Annotated in this window: 17 protein-coding genes and 1 tRNA gene; 6 read left to right on the forward strand and 12 right to left on the reverse strand. The window is 70.0% G+C overall.

The genetic code is table 11. The features are described 5' to 3' along the window. Position 1 precedes the first annotated feature (1 nt). The 4 genes from ACOCEP_RS12500 to ACOCEP_RS12515 form a co-directional block, all read right to left on the reverse strand. Entirely contained in the window at positions 2–409 is a 408-nt protein-coding gene (locus ACOCEP_RS12500) for a YciI family protein (protein WP_482337375.1), read from the reverse strand. A 55-nt stretch (positions 410–464) separates the two neighbouring features. Then, positions 465–553: transfer RNA gene (locus ACOCEP_RS12505), tRNA-Ser, on the reverse strand. Positions 554–648: 95 nt separating this feature from the next. Further along, positions 649–993: a DUF4190 domain-containing protein gene (locus ACOCEP_RS12510; protein WP_482337376.1), complete on the reverse strand. Its 345-nt coding sequence runs from the start codon at positions 991–993 to the stop codon at positions 649–651. Positions 994–1,016: 23 nt separating this feature from the next. After that, positions 1,017–1,304, reverse strand: a complete 288-nt coding sequence (locus ACOCEP_RS12515) for a DUF2277 domain-containing protein (RefSeq protein WP_482337377.1) — start codon at positions 1,302–1,304, stop codon at positions 1,017–1,019. A 113-nt stretch (positions 1,305–1,417) separates the two neighbouring features. Here ACOCEP_RS12515 and ACOCEP_RS12520 point away from each other — a divergent pair, with 113 nt between their 5' ends. Continuing rightward, positions 1,418–2,362 carry an Ldh family oxidoreductase gene (locus ACOCEP_RS12520; RefSeq protein ID WP_482337378.1) on the forward strand — a complete coding sequence of 315 codons (945 nt, stop codon included), beginning with the start codon at positions 1,418–1,420 and terminating at the stop codon, positions 2,360–2,362. Between the two features lie 69 nt (positions 2,363–2,431). Here ACOCEP_RS12520 and ACOCEP_RS12525 read toward each other — a convergent pair whose 3' ends face one another. Continuing rightward, positions 2,432–2,650 carry an RNA-binding S4 domain-containing protein gene (locus ACOCEP_RS12525; RefSeq protein WP_016330720.1) on the reverse strand — a complete coding sequence of 73 codons (219 nt, stop codon included), beginning with the start codon at positions 2,648–2,650 and terminating at the stop codon, positions 2,432–2,434. Positions 2,651–2,657: 7 nt separating this feature from the next. Beyond that, a complete protein-coding gene (locus ACOCEP_RS12530) occupies positions 2,658–3,380 on the reverse strand; it encodes a trypsin-like serine peptidase (protein ID WP_482339699.1) in 723 nt (240 codons plus the stop codon). 123 nt (positions 3,381–3,503) lie between these two features. On the opposite strand from ACOCEP_RS12530, the gene ACOCEP_RS12535 reads away from it, so the two are divergent. Together ACOCEP_RS12535 and ACOCEP_RS12540 are read left to right on the forward strand one after the other, a co-directional pair. Beyond that, positions 3,504–4,328, forward strand: a complete 825-nt coding sequence (locus ACOCEP_RS12535) for an SDR family NAD(P)-dependent oxidoreductase (protein ID WP_482337379.1) — start codon at positions 3,504–3,506, stop codon at positions 4,326–4,328. 96 nt (positions 4,329–4,424) lie between these two features. Next, positions 4,425–5,087, forward strand: a complete 663-nt coding sequence (locus ACOCEP_RS12540) for a hypothetical protein (protein ID WP_482337380.1) — start codon at positions 4,425–4,427, stop codon at positions 5,085–5,087. Here ACOCEP_RS12540 and ACOCEP_RS12545 read toward each other — a convergent pair. After that, positions 5,075–5,929 (reverse strand): LysR family transcriptional regulator, encoded by an 855-nt coding sequence (locus ACOCEP_RS12545; RefSeq protein WP_482337381.1) that lies wholly within the window; start codon positions 5,927–5,929, stop codon positions 5,075–5,077. The two genes, ACOCEP_RS12540 and ACOCEP_RS12545, sit on opposite strands and share 13 nt — an antisense overlap. Before the next feature lie 70 nt (positions 5,930–5,999). Between ACOCEP_RS12545 and ACOCEP_RS12550 the strand changes: the two genes are divergently transcribed. From ACOCEP_RS12550 to ACOCEP_RS12560, 3 genes are all read left to right on the forward strand, one after another. Further along, positions 6,000–6,716 carry a CTP synthase C-terminal region-related (seleno)protein gene (locus tag ACOCEP_RS12550; RefSeq protein WP_482337382.1) on the forward strand — a complete coding sequence of 239 codons (717 nt, stop codon included), beginning with the start codon at positions 6,000–6,002 and terminating at the stop codon, positions 6,714–6,716. A gap of 72 nt (positions 6,717–6,788) precedes the next feature. Beyond that, a complete protein-coding gene (locus tag ACOCEP_RS12555) occupies positions 6,789–8,051 on the forward strand; it encodes an MFS transporter (RefSeq protein ID WP_482337383.1) in 1,263 nt (420 codons plus the stop codon). A gap of 254 nt (positions 8,052–8,305) precedes the next feature. After that, complete coding sequence (locus tag ACOCEP_RS12560) at positions 8,306–9,481, forward strand: GGDEF domain-containing protein (RefSeq protein WP_482337384.1); 1,176 nt, start codon at positions 8,306–8,308, stop codon at positions 9,479–9,481. Positions 9,482–9,550: 69 nt separating this feature from the next. On the opposite strand, the gene ACOCEP_RS12565 is transcribed toward ACOCEP_RS12560, so the two are convergent. Genes ACOCEP_RS12565 through ACOCEP_RS12585 form a run of 5 tightly spaced genes read right to left on the reverse strand, consistent with a single transcriptional unit; the run spans position 9,551 to position 17,770 of the window. Further along, positions 9,551–14,506 (reverse strand): RHS repeat-associated core domain-containing protein, encoded by a 4,956-nt coding sequence (locus tag ACOCEP_RS12565; RefSeq protein WP_482337385.1) that lies wholly within the window; start codon positions 14,504–14,506, stop codon positions 9,551–9,553. Positions 14,507–14,512: 6 nt separating this feature from the next. Continuing rightward, complete coding sequence (locus ACOCEP_RS12570; RefSeq protein ID WP_482337386.1) at positions 14,513–15,037, reverse strand: YbaB/EbfC family nucleoid-associated protein; 525 nt, start codon at positions 15,035–15,037, stop codon at positions 14,513–14,515. Next, a complete protein-coding gene (locus ACOCEP_RS12575; RefSeq protein ID WP_482337387.1) occupies positions 15,034–15,363 on the reverse strand; it encodes a type VII secretion target in 330 nt (109 codons plus the stop codon). The genes ACOCEP_RS12570 and ACOCEP_RS12575 overlap by 4 nt, the downstream gene beginning before the upstream one ends. Next, the gene (locus ACOCEP_RS12580) at positions 15,360–17,342 is read right to left on the reverse strand and encodes a hypothetical protein (RefSeq protein WP_482337388.1); all 1,983 of its coding nucleotides are present in this window, start codon (positions 17,340–17,342) and stop codon (positions 15,360–15,362) included. Before ACOCEP_RS12580 ends, ACOCEP_RS12575 begins: the two co-directional genes overlap by 4 nt. 11 nt (positions 17,343–17,353) lie before the next feature. Beyond that, positions 17,354–17,770, reverse strand: a complete 417-nt coding sequence (locus ACOCEP_RS12585; protein ID WP_482337389.1) for a hypothetical protein — start codon at positions 17,768–17,770, stop codon at positions 17,354–17,356. Positions 17,771–17,792: the final 22 nt, after the last annotated feature.

Genomic DNA, 17,792 nt, shown 5'->3' on the forward strand with positions numbered 1-17,792 from the left:
TTCACTCCGTGACGACGAGCTGCTCGCTCTGGACCGGGCGCAGTTCGAGCCACTCGTGGATCGGCTTTCCGCCCGCTCCCGGCGCGGCCGACAGTTCGGCCGCGAGTTCGAGGGCGCGCTCGTGGCTGTCGACGTCGATCATCATGAAGCCCGCGATGAGGTCCTTGGTCTCGGCGAAGGGGCCGTCGGTGACCGGCGGCTTGCCCTCGCCGTCGTACCGGACGAAGGTGCCTTCGGGCGCGAGAGCCTGCTCCAGGACGAACTCACCGGTCTCCACGAGCCGGGCGGCGAAGTCCTTCATGTAGTTCATGTGCGCGGTGATCTCGTCCGGGGCCCAGTGGTCCATCGGCACGTCGTTGACCGCCGCCGGAGCGCCGCGGTAGTGCTTGAGCAGCAGGTACTTGGGCATGCCGGAAGGGTAGTGGAGACGACGGCGCCCCCGGGGGCGCCGTCGTGGTCAAGACTGGCGGTAGCGGTGGGATTCGAACCCACGGAGGACAGAGCCCTCGCATGTTTTCAAGACATGTTCCTTCGGCCGCTCGGACACGCTACCGCTGTCGAGGGTATCCGACGGGGCTTTGGGGAAACGCTTCGGATCTGGTCGAAGCGCAGCTTTCCGTTGAGGGTGGTGGCGGGGGCATGGATGGACTAGTCGAAGTCCCAGTCGGTCAGGATGCCCACGAAGAGGAAGCCCGCCAAGAGCAGGAGGATGATCGCGACGCCGATGTACCCGATGATGATCGCCGCGAGCGCCATCCCCTGACCGCCGGCTTCCCCGCGTTTGGCCTTGGAATGCGCGATATGTCCCATGATGACGCCCGCGATCGACGGCAGCCCGCTGCACGCGACGAGGCTGGCGATCGACACGACGAGTGCCGCGATCGCCAGACCTTGTTCCTGCGGCGGTTGCGGCGGGCCGTACCCGTAGCCCGGTTGCTGATACGGCTGACCGTAGGGCTGCTGCTGACCGTAGGGGTCTTGCGGGTATGTCACCCGCTCACCGTAACCGCCGGAGTTCAGGAAGCTTGGCTCTTCGCGGCCTTCGCCGCGATTCGCGCCTGGACCTCGGGGCGGCGCAACGGTGGCACCGTCGCCGGAGGCTGGCGGCGGGCGGGCAGTTCGGACAGCAGCCGCCGGGTGATCTCGGTGATCTCGGCGACAGCGGCCTCGAAGGGCTCGCGGGTGGCGTCCGACAGGCTCTGCACCCCGGACACCTTGCGGACGTACTGGCGGGCGGCGGCCTCGATCTCGTCCGGCGTCGCCGCCGGCTCAAGCCCTCGAAGCGTCGTGATGTTCCGGCACATGGCCCGATGGTACGTCCGGCCACCGACGTTTCCGAGTGCTTCGATCACACAGTCGGTTAGAAGCTGCCCTGGTTCGTTGACGCCGAAAAACGCGGTTGGGCACCCTCGGCGGAGTGCCCCTCAGACCCCGCTCTCTTCGCCGTGCGCCCGTCGAGCCGATCCCCGAACCGGCCGAACCCACCCCGATTCCGGAACAGGTCTGGCAGCGCGTCCCGATCGACGCCCTGATCGACCTGGTCACCGAGGTCTTCACCGCACACGATCTGCCGTGGTCGCGCGCCAGGATGGCCGCCGAAGCGTTGTGCCACGGCGATCTCACCGGAACGCCGGAGTCCGGTGTCGCCGAGCTGACCCGGCTGCATCTGCCGATGCTGGTCGACGGCACGGTGCGGCCGAGGGCCGAACCGCTGATGATCGCCGACCGCGGCGCCGCGGCCCTGATCGACTACCGCCGCGCGCCGGGGCTGTGGGCCGTCGGCGACGCGATGGACCGCGCGGTGTCCCGGGCGGGCCGGTACGGCGTCGGGCTCATGTCGGTCCGCGGCGTCGGCCCGTTCGGCCGTGCCGGGCACCATGCGGCGAGGGCGTTGCCGCACACCATGATCGGGCTCGTCATGGCGGCGGGCGGTGAGCTCGGGAAGGCCGCGAATCCGCTCGGCATGGCCGCCCCGGCCGGGGCGTATCCGGAATTCGTCCTCGACCTGGAGACACTGGCGGATGTAGACAGCGCGGCCGTCGCCGGGTTCGCCCTGCTGGTGGAGATCTTCGCCGGGGTGCTGTCGGGCGTCGGCGACCACGATCACGACACCGGCCTGATGGTGATGGCCATCGCGCCGACGACGCTGCGCAGCGCCGACGGGTTCTACAAGGCCGCCAGCGCGCTGTTCGGCAGCCTGCTCGGCTGGGAGGGCGGCGCCCCGGTCCGCTATCCGGGCTGGCGCGAGGCGCAGTACCTCGAACAGTGCCAGGCGCTGGGGGTTCCGCTGAACGAACCGGTGCACCGCGAGCTCGAAGCACTCGCGCGGGCTTTGCGCCTGGCGCCGCTGCAGGGCCGCTGAAGGGGACTTTCCCCTCATCTGACGCGGTGAAGGGCGCTTTCCCCACATCGCACGCGGGGAAAGTCCCCTTCAGCCCAGGACGACGCGGCCGCCTTCGCCGCCGACCTCCACGACGTCGCCGTTGGTCAGCTGCCGGCCGCGCCGGACCTCGACCTCGCCGTTGACCGTGACCTCTTCGGCGTCGAGGAGGTCTTTGGCGTGCGAACCGTCTTCGGCCAGGTTGGCCAGTTTGAGGAACTGGCCGAGGCGGATCGGCTCGCCGGTGATCGGGACGTCGTGGATGCTCATGGGGAGATCATCCCCGGGCGTCCATCTTCCGGTACAAGGTGGCGACGTCGGTGTCGAAGTAGCTGCTGTAGGACGTGTCCGGATCGTCCCCGCCGTACAGGTAGCCGCCGATCACGCCGACGACGGTGCCGAGTTCGGTCTCGGGGTCGGCGCCGACCACCCACGGGCCGCCGCTGGTGCCGGTCGTGAAACCGGGGCACGCGACGCGCATCTGGTAGGTGTCGGCCTGGGCACTCGAGCCGTGGCAGACGACCGGTGCCTCCCGTTCGTCGGGATAACCGGTCAGGGTGATCGCATGGGCGAACCCGCCGCCGGTCAGCAGCGTGTTGGCGCCGGTGACACTTTCGAGGGTCTTCGTGCTCCCGCTCTGATGGGCGGTCGCGAAGCCGACGTCGAGATCCGGGTCGGAGGACTCGGCCCAGCCGTCGGGAACCCGCGGATCCGAGACGTCCCAATAGCCGTAGGGCGCGACACCGTCGTGATAGCCGGGCGCGAACGAGATCCCCGTCGCGTAATCGCCGCCTTCGCCGTCGTGGAGGCAGTGCGCCGCCGTGAGCAGGAGGTCGCCGGGGCCGCTGTGGACGACGCTGGCCGTGCAGAAATGCGTCCCGTCGAGGAAGAGCGCGCCGATCGCCGGATTGATGCGAGGCTCGGCGGGGGCGGCGGGATCCGGCGCGGCGGCGCAACCGGACAGAACGGCACAGAGGGCGAGCAACAGGACGCGGCGCATCGCCTTCCCTTCGCTCGTCCACGGCGGTCCGGTTTCCAGGTCACCATAAGGGGCCCGCGAACGCAGCCGCACAGCCGTAGTATGTGTTACCTCCGGTAACAGTCGAGCTGGTTGGGAGCGGGTATGAAGTCGTTCACGGACAAGGTCGTGGTGATCACGGGCGCGGGCTCGGGGATCGGCAAGGCGCTCGCGATCGAACTGGCGGGGCGGGGTGCCCGGCTGGCGCTTTCCGATGTCGACGCCGTCCGTGCGGCCGGGACCGTGGCCGAGTGCGAGAAGGCGGGCGCGACCGCGAAGGCGTACGCGCTCGACGTGGCCGACCGCGACGCCGTCCTCGCGCACGCCGAGGAGGTCGCCGTGGATTTCGGCGGCGCCAACATCGTGGTGAACAACGCCGGGGTCGCGCTCGGGGCCACGGTCGAAGAAATGACCTGGGACGACTACGACTGGCTGATGGGGATCAATCTCGGCGGCGTCGTCAACGGCACGAAAGCGTTTCTGCCGCAGGTGATCGCTTCGGGTGACGGGCATGTCGTCAACCTTTCGAGCGTGTTCGGCTTCATCGGGGTGCCCACGCAGAGCGCCTACAACGCGGCGAAATTCGCGGTGCGGGGGTTCACCGAGGCGCTGCGGCAGGAAATGCTGATCGCCCGGCATCCGGTCAAGGTCAGCTGCGTGCATCCCGGTGGCATCAAGACGAATATCGCGCGTGACGCGCGGGGTGGCGTCGAACGGGACATCGACAAAGCCGCCGAGGGCTTCGAAAAGATCGCGAGGACGACGCCGGAGAAGGCCGCGCAGACGATCGTGCGCGGTATCGAACGGGGGACGGCGCGGATCCTGATCGGACCGGACGCCTATGCCATCGACGCGATTCCCCGCGTGCTCGGCTCCTTTTACCAGCGGCCACTCGCCCTGTTGGGGCGCCTGGGAATGAAACGGCTCTGAATGGAGTAACCCTCCGTGCTCCGGACGGCTCGGGATAACTCGATCGGGGTGCGTTACTTACGGCGGCGTCGGAAATGCACCACAATGCTCAAGTTCGTGATTCCGCTTCCGGAGGTCCCCATGCCGCGCGCCGCCCAGCGCCGTCCGTCGACCGACGCCTTCTCCGCGCCCGTCGAGACCGTCGAGCTCCTGGACCGGACGGGGATCATCGCGGCCAGCCTGCCGAAGCGGCGGCGCAGCCCGGAGAACGAGATCGAGCCGGAGCCGATGCCGGTGCGGCCCCCGGTGTGCGAGCCGGTCGTGGACAAGGATCTGCGGCCCAAGGCCGTCGTCATCCACCGCCGCGCCCGGTCGTGGCTGGTCGGCGGGGCGGGGGTGGCGCTGCTCGCGATCGGCTGGTTCGCCGGCACCTTCGCCGTCGAGCCGGTCGACGACACCGCCTTGCCCGAGCAGCCGCTGCCCGCCGTGGCGACCCAGCAGCCGGCGCCGCCTGCCGCGCCGCCCGCGCCGCAGGCCGCTCCGGTGACCGTCTACGTCCCGGTCACCGTGAAACAGCAGGCGCCCGCGACGAAGAAGAAGCCCGCCAAGGAGCAGGTCGTCGCCCTGCCGCCCGCCGAGACGAAACCGCCGGAGCAGCCGCGATCCGACCTCGGCTCGCGGGACAAGGCGGCGGAGAGCCTCCGAAGCATGATGGATCCCGTCGTGGCGAGTTCGCTGGCGATGGAGATGGCGCAGGGGATGATGAGTTACGGCCGCTGACCGGTCAGCGCGGCGGCGAGCGCGGAGCCCTCGCCGGGGTCGCCGTGCACGAGTTCGGTGCGGTGCACCACTCGCGGCGAGGACAGGGAAAGCGTGTCCACGCCGGTGAGCACGTCCGCCGGGAGCAGCGCCAGTCCCTGACCGGCGGCGACCAGGCCGAGCAGACCGCGGACGTCGGTCCCGGTGTACCGCAGCCGGCCGCGGAACCCGTCGGTCGAGGCGGATTTCCTCAACCGTGCCAAGGGGATCGCGGTGTCCGGTGCGTCGATCCACCCGGCGTCGGCGAGTTCGGCCAGCCGGACGGCCCGGCCCGTCATCGGATGGCCCGCCGGGAGCGCGACCGCGAGCGGGCGTTCGCCGACGACGGTGGTGGTGAGCGGTCCGGTGTCCGGCAGCGGGAGCGGATCGCTCGGCGCGGTCATCCCGTCGACCAGACCGAGGTCGAGCGCGCCCGCGGCGATCTCGGTCAGGACGTCTTCCCGGCCGAGGACGCGTAGTTCGGTGCCGCGCCGCACGGTGGCGGCGACGTCGGCGGTGAGCGACAGCGGGGTCAGCCCGAGGACGACCCGGCCGGTGGGCGCAGCGGTGAGGCGGGCGAGATCCGCGCGGGCGGCGTCGAGCCGGGTCAGCAGCGGGCCGGCGTGTTCGAGCAGCCGTTCCCCGGCCCGGGTCGGCGTGACGGGCCGCCGGGTCAGCAGCGTGGTGCCGAGGTCCTGTTCGAGCGCGGCGATGTGCTGGGAGATCGCGGATTGCGTGTAGCCGAGGTCGCGGGCGGCACGCGAGAACGAGCCGCCGCGCGCCACCGCCACGAAGGTGCGGAGCAGATGGGTCTCCATGGTCATCAGTATCGCTTATCGACCCACCACTGATCATCGTTGGCGCTGAACTCGGTTCGCGGGTCAGGATGGCCGTATGACAGAGAAAGCCCGGATCGCCCTGGTCGGCGACCGTTCGGACGGCGTCCGCTCCCACGTCCGGATCCCGACGCTCTTCGCGCGGCTCGCCGAGCGGGACGGTCTCGAACTCGACGCCTACTGGCTCCCGACGGACGCCGTCGGCGACGTCACCGGTTTCGACGGCGTCTGGCTGGTGCCCGGCAGCCCCTACCGGTCCGAAGCCGGCGCGGTGGAGACGGTGCGCGCCGCCCGCGAGAACGGAATCCCGTTCCTCGGCACCTGCGCCGGCTTCCAGCACGCGCTGCTGGAATACGCGCGGAACGTCTGCGGCCTCGGCGGGATCGGGCACGCGGAGAACGCGCCGGAATCGGCCGATCGGCTGATCGTCCCGCTGGCCTGCTCGCTCGTCGGGCACGAGGGCGCCGTCCATGTCACCCCGGGCACGCTCGCGGCGCGGATCCTCGGGGCGGACCGTTCCGTCGAGCGGTACCACTGTTCGTACGGTCTCGACGTCCGGCACCTGGACACCTTGGCGGCGAACGGCGTGGTCTTCAGTGGATTCGACGACGAGGGCGACGCACGGATCGCGGAACTGCCGGAGCATCCGTTCTTCGTGGCGTCGCTGTTCCAGCCGGAACTCGCCGGTGACGGGACCCGGCCGCATCCGCTCGTCGAGGCCTTCGCCCGCGCCGCGGTGGACCACGCGAAACTGCCTGTCCACAGTGGACACTGACGGACGTCGTGGTCCGGATGGCCGCTGACACTGCGGAAGTGATCGACTACCGTGAGCCAGGGGGAGGGGCTCATGGAGAAGGGGGATTCCGCTCGGGGCACCGCGTTCAGGGCCGCTTTCGCGGTCGGCGAGTTCCGTGCGTTGTGGGCGGCCGAAGCGCTTTCGCAGGCCGGTGACCAGCTGGCCAGGGTCGCGTTGTCGGTACTGGTCTGGGAAAGAACGGCTTCGGCGGGGCTGACCGGGCTCACCTACGGCCTGACGTATCTGCCGACACTGATCGGCGGCACCCTGTTCGCCGGTCTGGCGGACCGGTATCCGCGCCGGACGGTGATGATCGTCTGCGACCTGCTGCGCGCGGCGATCGCGGCCCTGATGGCCGTGCCGGGAATGCCGCTTTCGGTGCTGGCGGGGCTGCTGGTGGTCCTGACGATGGCGGGCGGCCCGTTCCGGGCGGCGCAGCTCGCGTTGCTCCCGGACGTCCTCGAAGGCGACCGCTACGTCGCCGGGCTGGCCGTCCGCACGATCACCATCCAAACGGCACAGCTCGCCGGATTCGGCGGCGGCGGGCTGGTGATCGGGTTCGTGACGCCCTACTGGGGGCTGGTGATCGACGCGGTGACCTTTGTGGTCTCGGCACTGCTGGTGTCCACAGGGGTTCGTCGTCGGCGGCCTGTCGCTGCGGAATCTTCGGTGAAAAGCCGGGTGGCGCGGGCTTTCAGTGGGGAAGGTGCCAGAGAACTGTGGCAGGGCAAGGGAATCCGGGTGCTCTTCGGGCTGAAGATGCTCGCCGGGTTCGCCATCGCGCCGGAGGGGCTCGCGGCGCCGCTCGCCGTCGGCCTCGGGGCGGGGACTTTCGCGGTCGGGCTTATTCTCGCGGCGGATCCGGTGGGTTCGGTAATCGGATCTTGGATCTTCACGAAATGGGTTCCGGCGCGACGGAAAACGCGAATGGTCGGTATTCTCGCGGTCGCATCCGTCGTTCCTTTGGTCTTTCTCTTCTTTCGTCCGCCGCTACCGGTCTGCCTGGTGTTGATCGGGCTCAGCGGGGCCTTCGCGGCGCCGTACCACCTGCAGGCGGTCGCGTTGATGGCCCGCGCGGTGCCCGACGGTGTCCGGGCGCAGGTGATGGGTCTGACCTCGACGAGTTTGGTGACCGTACAAGGAATCGGGATCATGCTCGCGGGCGGTCTCGCCCAGCTGACCGGCCCGTTCGTGGCCGTCGGGGTGGCCGCGACGGTGGCCGTGGCCTCGGCGGGGCCGATGGCGATGGCCTGGAAACGCGCCATCGCCACCGGCCCCGATATCTGGCTTCCGGCCGGTGGCCGGACCGGCTGAATCGATGGGATCAGTCCTCGCGACCGTTCATGATGGTCCTCCCTCCCACTGCTCCATCTGTGTGTTCCGGAAATGACGCGAGCCACCCTCAGTACTACCTCGGATACATTGAAATGTGTACGGAAGGGGGACCGGTGACGATGATTATGGGGGATACGGAACTCGCCGGAGAAGGGGCCGGTACACGTCTGAGAACCTGGGTCCGAAACTGGGACTTATGGTCCGGACCACGCGGGGTGCCCGCGGTTTTTCTTGTGGTGGAAGGACTTGCGGCGGCAGTCGCCGTAGTCGCCCTGCTCCGATCGAACTACGAGACTACGGAATTCGTCCGATTTGGATCACTGCTCGGCCTGGCCATCCTGCAGGCCGAGCTTTCGCGTTCGGTGGAACGGTTACGGCGCACGCTTTGTGACCGGCCGCATATCAACATGACCTCGGTGTGGACGTTCGCGGGGGTGCTCGTCCTGCCGCAGGGGCTCGCGCTGGCCCTCGGACTGCTCATCTACCTGCATCTTTGGCTCCGGGTGTGGCGGGGGATGAGCCACCGCCCGGCGTATCGCGTGGTGTACTGCGCGGCCGCGATCGTGATCTCCTGCCTGGCTTCGGGGGCCATCGTCTCCGGATGGGACGGGTTGCCCGTCGGGTTCGCCGGCTCGCTGAAGATCGTCGAGGCGGCGGCCGTGTTCACCGTGGTCAACGCGTTCGTCGTGGCGTTGTCGGTGTACCTGCACACCGGGGCCATGGCCCCGCGTGAGCTGTTCGGCACGGGCGACGACAACCTGCTCGAGATCACCACACTGGTGCTCGGGACCTCGACCGCGCTGGGCATCGTGCACGCGCCCGCGCTCGTGCCGTTCGTCCTGCTGCCGGTGCTGGTGCTGCACCGCAGCGTGCTGGTGCGGCAGCTGGAGATCGCGGCGAACATCGACGGCAAGACCGGCGTCCTGAACGCGCACGCGTGGCACGTGCTGAGTGAACGGGAGCTCACGTCGGCGGCCAGGGCGAAGAGCAAACTCGGCGTGCTGATGCTCGATCTCGACCATTTCAAGCAGGTCAACGACGCCTACGGGCATCTCGCCGGGGACGTCGTGCTCAAGGCCGTCGCGAAGACGATCTCCGAGCACGTCCGCGACTACGACTCCGTCGGCCGCTTCGGTGGTGAGGAGTTCGTCGTGCTGCTTCCCGGTGCGACGGAGACCGACGTGCTCCCCGTGGCCGAGCGCGTGCGGCGAGCGGTGATGGCGCTCGAAGTCGAGGTCGCGACCGCTTCGGGGACGGGCGTCGTACGGGGGCTTTCGGTGTCGATCGGCGCCGCGGTCTACCCGTCCGGGGGGACCGTGCTGGAACGGCTGCTGCACGTCGCCGACTCCGCGCTCTACCAGGCGAAGAACAGCGGGCGGAACCGCGTCGTCTCCCTCGCCGCCGCCTGACGCCCCGCGTTTCGTCCTCTTGATGCGGTAGTTGCACACGCAAGGACCGCATCCAGAGGACGAAACGCGTCAGTCGACGTCCATCGCGTTCGGGTCCTTCTTGCCGTAATCCAGGTCGCCCCAGCCGCCCTCGCCGGTCTGGTACTTCGCCCGGTCGGCCGCGCTCGGCTCCGGGTAGTTGTCGTGGATCCGGTCGACTTCCTGCTCGTAGGTCTCGCGGTTCTGCCGCTTCATCTCCTCGGGCCAGTCCCCGTCCCGGATGGTGTCCCGGGTCATGTGCAGTTCCTTGACGTCGTGGCTGGACAGCGGCGGCGTGGTCGCGGTCGTACCCGGGCCGGTCGAGTAGGTGAGGCCCTTGCCGCTGGCGTGCGCGTCGTCGATCATCTTGTGGTACGAGTCGTCCGCGATCTTGCCGTCGAGGGTGCCGTCGGTGTTCTTGAACCCGTCCCGGAACGCGTAGTCGAGCTGGTTGAGCTGGATCGCGGTGTTCGCGTCCCCGCCTTCCAGCGCGTTGCGCTCGGAGTCCCGGTAGTCCTGGCTGTTCTTGAAGCCGCTCGGCTTCGCCGAACCTTCGGTCAGGTCCTGGTCGCCCTTGTTACCGGTACCGATATGCGACGAGTGCGCGGGTTTGGCCTCCTGGTACGCCCAAGCGTGGTTCTCCAGGTCCTTTTGCTCGTGACTCGAACCCCGTGCGCCGCCACTGCCACGGCCGATCGACTCGTAGGGGACCGGGTGCTCGGACTCGTGGGAATCTCCGGAGACCTTCTCCCGGCCGTCGGCCTTGAGTTCGTTGTCGTACTTCGCGGTGAGCCGGTTCTGCTCACGCTTCTTCGCGCCGTGCGTGCCGTCGAGGTAGCTCTGCGGCGGACGCCTCGGCTTCTTCGGCCCCGGCGCCGGTTTCGGCTTGGTGACCCGGTTCCCCGACGATTTGGTCTTGCCGCCGCCCCCGCGGGAACCCTTGCCGCAGGTGCCCGTCTTCGGTTTCGTCGGCGCCAGGCCGAGCGGGTCGATCAGGTCCGTCGGGTTGCCGACGTAGGCCAGCGAGTCCGACGCCGGTTCGAGGCCGAGCGGGTCGTGCGAGAGGTATCGCCCGGTCGCCGGGTCGTAGTAGCGCTTGAAGTTGTAGTGCAGCCCGGTTTCCGGGTCGTGGTACTGGCCGGGGAAGCGCAAGGGCGTGTACGCCCGCCCCGGCGGCGAAAGCACCTTGCCCCACAACGAGGTGTGCAGATGCCAGGCGACCTCGCCCGATTCGTCGAGCAGTTCGCTCGGTGAGCCGACGAGATCGGTGACGATGGCGTGGAACCGGGCGTCCTGTCCGGGGATCCGCTCGATCTGCGTGATCGGCCGTTCCGTGCCCGGCTCCAGGTCCCAGACCACGGCGGTGCCGCCGCGGATCTCCTCGGCGAGGTTCGAGCCGTCCCAGCTGAAGTCGATCTGTTCGAGGATCCGGCCGTGGACGTCGAGGTGCTGCTTGGCGATCCGCCGCCCGAGCGCGTCGTAGTGGTAAAGCCAACGCTCGCCGTCCGGGGTGACGACGCCGGTCAGGCGGTCGTCGGAGTTCCACTGATACGTCCAGGCTCGCCCGGGTTCCCGGCGCGCGATCGTGCGGCCCTCGGTGTCGTGCAAGTACGACGTCGACCCGGCGCCGGTCATCAGGGTGCCCTGGTAGCCCCGCGGTCCGACGGCCGGATCCGCGCCCGGCCAGCCCGCCTGCGTGAGCGCGCCCGCGAGGTTGTAGCCGTAGCTCTCCCGCCAGCCCTGCCCCTGGACGTCGACCACGCGGCCCGCCCGGTCGACGCGCAGCGACCGCGGCCCGGACAGCGAATCCGAGATCGACGAGACGAGTCCGTCCCGCAGGTAGCCGTATTCGCGGTGCTGCACGACACCCCGGCCGGTGGAAACGGTCTGCGAGGTCAGCCGGTCGGCGGCGTCCCAGCCCTGGCGCAGCTCGACCGCCGTGCCCTCCAGCCGCCGTGACACTTCCCGGCCCGCCGGGTCGTACCCGAACCGCAAGGTGCGCCCGGCGGTCCGCAGGGCGACGGGGCGGCTCGCCGCGTCGTAGGCGAAGAACGACTCGGCGCCCGACGGCGTGCGCCGCGCGACGCGACGGCCGATGGCGTCGTACTCGGAGAGGACGGCCCGGCCGTTGAGCGCTTCCGAGACGATCCGGCCCAGCGCGTCGTAGGCGATGGTGACCTCGGAATGCGCGTTGCGCGCCGAGGTCATCCGGTCGGCGCCGTCGTAGGTGAACGTCGCGACGTCATCGCCCGCGTGGCGGCCGACGACGCGGCCGAGCGCGTCACGGTCGATGGCGACCGTCTGGCCGAGACTGTTGGTGCGCGACACCAGCTGCCCCGCGGCGTCGTAGCCGTATCGGGTGGTGCGGCCGTTGAAATCGGTCTCACTGACCAGGTTCCCGGCCGCGTCGTAGTCGTAACGCCAGACGAGCCCGTGCTCGTTGGTGACCGACACCAGCCGCAGCTCGGTGTCGTAGGCATAGGACAGGCGATCGCCGTCCGGGCCGACTTCGGCGGTGGGCAGGTCGAACTGCGAGTACTCGGTGCGCACCGTGTGCCCGCGGGCGTCCACGGCTTCGTCCGCCGAACCGGCCGTCGTGCGATTCCAGCGCCACACGGAGCCGTCCGGGTCGATCTGCTCGGCGATCTCGCCGAAACCGTCCCACTTCGTCCGGGTGACCCCGCCGAGCGGATCGGTGACCGAGGTGGTCCGCCCGAACTCGTCGTAGGTGTACCGGGTGACCGCGCCGAGCGGGTCCGTGACCGCGACCGGCAGGCCCGCCGCGTTCGACTCGATCAGGGTGACCCCGCCGAGCGCGTCGGTCACGACCGCGACGTTGCCCGCGTCGTCGTAGCCGTAGGTGGTGACGGCGCCGGTCGGGTCCGTGGCCCGCACGAGCTTCCCGCGCTCGTCGTACTCGCGACGCCAGACGGCGCCGTCCGGCCCGGTCCGGCTGGTCCAGCGGCCGGGCGCGGAGTACTCGGCGAGCGCGCGGCCGCCGTCGGGCTGCCGCACGGTGACGACGTTCCCGTCGCCGTCCATCTCCCATCGCGTGGTGCGGCCCAAGGCGTCGGTGCGGCTGAGCAGCTTGCCGAAGCGGTCGATTTCGTATCGCGTGGTGTTGCCCAGCGGATCGGTCTCCGCGACGATCCGGTGCAGTGCGTCGAGCTGGTACCGGGTGACGTGCCCGAGCGAGTTCGTGACCGAGGTGACCAGGTTTTCGCGGTCGTACTCGATGTCGACGTCGAGGAAGCCGCCGGTGCCCTGCGCCCGCACGACGCGGCCCGCGGAGTCGAAGCCGTATCCGTACCAGCGACCGTCGACGTCCTCCCAGCGCACGATCCGGCCTTCGGCGTCATAGGTGAACCGGAGGGGCTGCCCCGCGACGTCGGTGATCTCGACCAGCCGGCGCCGCTCGTCGTACCGGTAGCCGCGCAGCGCGGTTTCCGCGCCGGGCAGCCGAAGCGCGGTGACGAGCCCGTCCTTCGACTCGACGAGCAGGCGGTACCCCGCGGAATGCTCCAGCTCGCGGGGGACGCCGTTGTCGTCGTAGTGCACGGAGACCCGGTGGCCGTCACCGTCCACGATCGCGCGCAGGGGAAGGGAATCACCGGGGCCGGAGAAGAGCAGCATCCCGTCGGGAGTGGTCACCGCGTAGCCGTCGTCCACTTTGGACAGTGGAAGCCGCTGTCCGAATTCGGGGAGGACCGGGCCGGAAACCGGGACGGGGTAGGACAGGAGCGTCCCGTCGGCGAGCGCGAGGTGCAGCCCGTCGTCCTCGACCTCGATCCGCTGGTCCACAGTGGACGCCCACGACGTGCCGAAGAAGCGGCCGAGGCGGTACGACGAGAGATGCGTCCGCGACACGGTCAACGGCAGGACACCGGCGAACACGACGTCGTCCTGCGTCAGCATCATCGAGCCGGTCGCGACGTCGACCGGGTCGCCGCAGCCGCCGCGGTCCTTGGGCGGGACGCGGTCCCCCGGGGTGGTTTCGTTGTCCTTGATCCGGTTGTTCGTCTCGGGTTTCGGGCCACCGCGGTCCTTCGGCGGCGGAGGCGGCGAGCCGGACGGCGTGGTCGGCCCGTCCGGGGTCTCGTTCTTCGGCGGCGGAGGCGGATCCGACTTCACCGGCGGCGGATCGGTTTTGCCGGGCCCCGCGCCGGACGGCGAAGTACCCCCGCCGTCGGGGCTGCTCTTGGGCGTCGTGCCCTCGTCCAGCTTGTTCGGCTTCGGCGCGGGCGCGCCCTTGCCCGGCTGGAGCTTCTTCAGTGCTTTCGCCGCGCTGTCGAACAGATCGTCCGCTCGCTTCAGCAGCGGCATCAGCGCCTGGAGCGCCTTGACGGTCTTCTTCGTCAGGTTCGCGATCTTGCTCGCGGTCTTCGCCACGGCGTTGACCACCTGCGGGACCACCCAGGTCAGCCCGATCCCGAGGGTGAACAGCACCTGGAGCGCCCAGCTGATCAGATGCCCGATCAGCTCGGCGATGATGTCGCGCACCAGCGCGCGGATGGCGGCGACGACCTCGCCCGCCGTCTTCACTCCGCTGGACGCGCCTTCGCAACCCGCCTTCGCCGACTCCAGCAGCGTGACCGTGTCCTTGGCCTGCGCGCGGTAAGCGTCGGCCGAAACCCCGGTCCAGCTCTGCAGATCGGCGGAGACCATCCCGGCCAGATCCGCGCCGACGTCGCCGAGTTCGGTCGCGATGTTCATCCAGGTCTCGGCGTTCGCGGCGATCTCGTCGGCGTTGCCGGTGAGCGCGTCGAGCGCCTCCTTCAGCGGGCCGACGTGTTCCATCAGCCAGCCGACGCCGTTCGCGAGGATCGCGCCGAAGGGGTCCATCGCCATCGACAGCGCGTCGAGCGCGGTCCCGACCGCGCCCAGCGCCACCGAGGCCCAGTCGCCGCTTTCGATGGCCGATTTCAGTTCGAACGCCGACTCCAGCAGTGACGAGCCGGTGTACGCCTTGGTCGAATCCTTCACCTCGGCGACAAGCGGGTTACCCACGACGGCTCACCAGGGGGAATTCTCTTCGTCGTCCGGCGCTTCGTGACGCTTTTCGCGAGGCGCCTGCGGCGGAGGAGGCGGTGTTTCGGCGGACGACGCCGGGGGCGCGGGCGGGGCCGGGGGCTCTTCCTCTTCCAGCTCGGGGAAGCGGCTGCGCAGGGTGCCGATCATCAGCGCCCTGGTCTCCTGGTCCTCGTCACCGAGCGATTCCTGCATGACCTCGGCGACCTGGTTCGCGATCCCGGACTGGGCCTGGTGCATGGTCTGGAGGATCTGCCGCGACAGCTCCTCCAGCGGATACGTCCTGGCCTTGGTGCCGAACTCGATGTCCGTCACGCCGCCGTCCGCCCCGACGGTGACCTTGACGGCGCCGTCGGAGCTGGACGCGGTCAGCCTCAGCTGCTCCGTCCGCTCCTGCGCGGCCGCGTAACGCTGGGCCTTCTCTTCCAGCCCCGCGGCCCATCGGTCCATTCTGCGCTGGGCCTCGTCGGGGTCCAGCATGAGCTCGCCGAGCTCGTTCCCGCCGGTCACTGCTTTCCTCCGATGTCCAAGGCCTTGAAGTCCGCCTTGAACGGTTCCGCGTTGGTCTGGTCACCGTCTACATAGGACTTGGCGGCGGTGCGGACGTTGTCCGCCGTCGACTGGATGCCTTCCGCGGCCGCCTTGACCGCCTCGGCCGCGCGTTCACCCGCCGGGTTGACGATCGGCGGCAGGAACGCGCACAGCAGGCCGTACGCGTCCGAAGACATCGCCGAACCGGTCGCGCCGTGCGCCGTGTTCAGCCGGTCGACGAGCCCTTCGAGATGGCTCGCGTGCGCGGTCAGGTCGTCCGGATCGACCTCGAACGACGCCGTCACTTCCAGTCCTTGTTCTTCCAGTCGCCGATCACCGGCGGCGCCACGACCTCGTCGGCGGCGAAGAAGGACGGGTCGTCGGACTCGACGTAGTCGGCGACCTTGTGCTCCTTGTCGTCCTGGCCCTGTCCCTTGCCCGCGCCGGGGGCCATGCCGCCCATCGGCCCCATGCCGCCGGGCGTACCCGGCTTGCCACCGGAGGCCGCCGCACGGGCCGCGGCCGCTTCGGCGTCCATCGCGCCCGCGCCGACGGCGCCGCCCATGCCGAGCGAACCCGTCGCGCGGCCGGCCCCGCCGAGGCCTCCGCCGCCCGCGCCACCGGCACCGGTACCGCCGCCGCCGAAGCCGCTGGTCCCGCCGGTGCCGCCACCGCCGGGGATGTTCGGCATGCCGCCGAGTTTGGGCGGGTTGTACGGCGTGCCCTTGTAGGAGTTGCCGTCCGGGAACGAGGGGCCGGTGAGCCGCTCGCCGATGCCACCGGGACGCGGGATCGGCGGGATGTTCGGCATGACCGGCCTCGGGCCGCCGCTGTTGGGGCCGTTGCTGTTGGGGCCGTTGGGGATCGGGATGTTCGGGGGCGTGAACGGAAGACCGCCACCGGGCCGGGGGCCGCCGCTCTCCGGGATGGGGATGTTCGGCGGGGTGAACGACGGCGGCGTCACGGACGGCGGGGTGTAGCCCGTGGTGCGCGTGGTGTCGTCGATCTTGGGCATGTTCGGGAGGGTGGGGCCCGTCGACGCCGCCGGCTTGTAGGTCTCGCCGCCCGTCGGCCCGTTCGGGACGCCGATGTTGGGCATGACCGGGCTGGAGCCGGGGCCGCCACCACCGGGGAAGCCGCCGGGACCACCACCAGGGCCGCCGCCGGGACCGCCACCACCGGGGAAGGAACCGCCCGGCCCGCCGTTCGGCGAGGTGAACGGCGACACGCCACCGGGGCCACCGGCCCCGCCCTGCGGCGTGCCGTCCATCGAAGCGACGAGGCCGTCGGGGCGCGTCCGGTCCGAGACCGCGCTGAAGGGGGTGCCCTCGGCGCCCTCGGGCGCCATCCGGTCGCGAAGCGTGCCGGCGGGCGAACCCGCGCCACCGCCCGCGGGGCTGCCTTGGAGCTGCCGGGTCGCGGTCGCCAGCTTCGGCGGGGCGGGGAACGCCGGGGTGGCGATCGCCGAGCCGACCGTGCTGTCGAAGTCGGTCATCACCTTCGCGGCCTGGTCCCGCGCGTCCTGCTGCTTCTTGAAGGTGCTGAGGTCCTTCCCGAGCTGCGCCATGTAGACGTACGGGTCGGTGATCTTCTGCAGGTTGGCGTTGGCCTCCTGCACGCTGAACGCCACCGGCGGGTTCGCCGCCATCTGCTTCTGCGTCTCGTTGAGCGTCTGCGAGTGGATCTGCTGCTGCCGTCCGGCCAGCGTCGCGCCGTTCGCGGTCGAGCCGAGCCATTTGCCGACACCGGCGAGGTGCTCGCGGGCCGCGTCGCCGCCCTCGCCCTCCCAGTTGGCCGTGCTCGCGCTGATCGCCTTGGCCAGGTTGCGCTGGTGCGAGGCCAGGTCGTTGCCCGCCCGGATCCATTCTTCGGAGGTCTCGCCCACCGCGGCCGGATCCGCGTTGTCCGCGATCGCGGTCTGCATCTGCTCGTGGGTGGCGTTCGCCCAGACCGTGGACGGTGGCTCCCCGGGCTTGCGGATGTCCAGGTTCTTGTCGAGACCCTCGCGTGCCTTCTCCAGCTGCGCCTCGTACATCTTCTGCGTGAACTGGTCCTTCACGAGGACGAGCGGCGTCTGCCCCCAGCCGAGGATGTTGAAGAGGGCGTCCGTACCCGCCGAGGCCCCGGCCCGGATCTCGTCGCCGGAGGCGGCCTCGTCCGCCAGCGGCCCGACGTAGTAGTCGGACGACGAGTCGGCCGTCGGGTCGTAGTGCGGGTCGAGCTTGTCGTAATCGGGCGAGTTCGGGTCGGAGACCTTCGCCGTCTTCTCCTCGGATTCGGTCACGGGTCTCTCCTTCAGATCTCGGTGTCGATCTGCTTCAGGTCGCGCTGGTTCTGGGTGTCGCGTTCCCGGTAGTTCCGCTGGGCGAGCTCGATCGCCTCGATGTAGGTCGGGAACTCGGCGCGAGCGGCCTGGAGCTGGGTGAGCAGGCCTTGCGCGTCCGTCGCGGTGCCGTGCATGTGCTCCGACACCCAGCGGGCGGTCGCGGTGGAGCTCATCGGCGGCGACTTCTGCAGCTTGGTCAGCGCGCTCCAGCGCTCCTCAAGGCTGTCGATCACACCCTGGAGTGAACGGATCATCTCCTGGCCGGTGGTCTCGTCGACGGCGAAGCCGCCTTGCACCGCCATACGCTTCAGCTGCGTGCCCGAGAGCCCGACCTTCACGGGGGCCCACGCCGTCGTCGGCTGCAGTTCTTGTGCTTCCTCGGTCAACGGAGGGTCCTCTCGCCGGATT

The sequence above is a fragment of the Amycolatopsis sp. CA-211722 genome, from assembly GCF_056828465.1.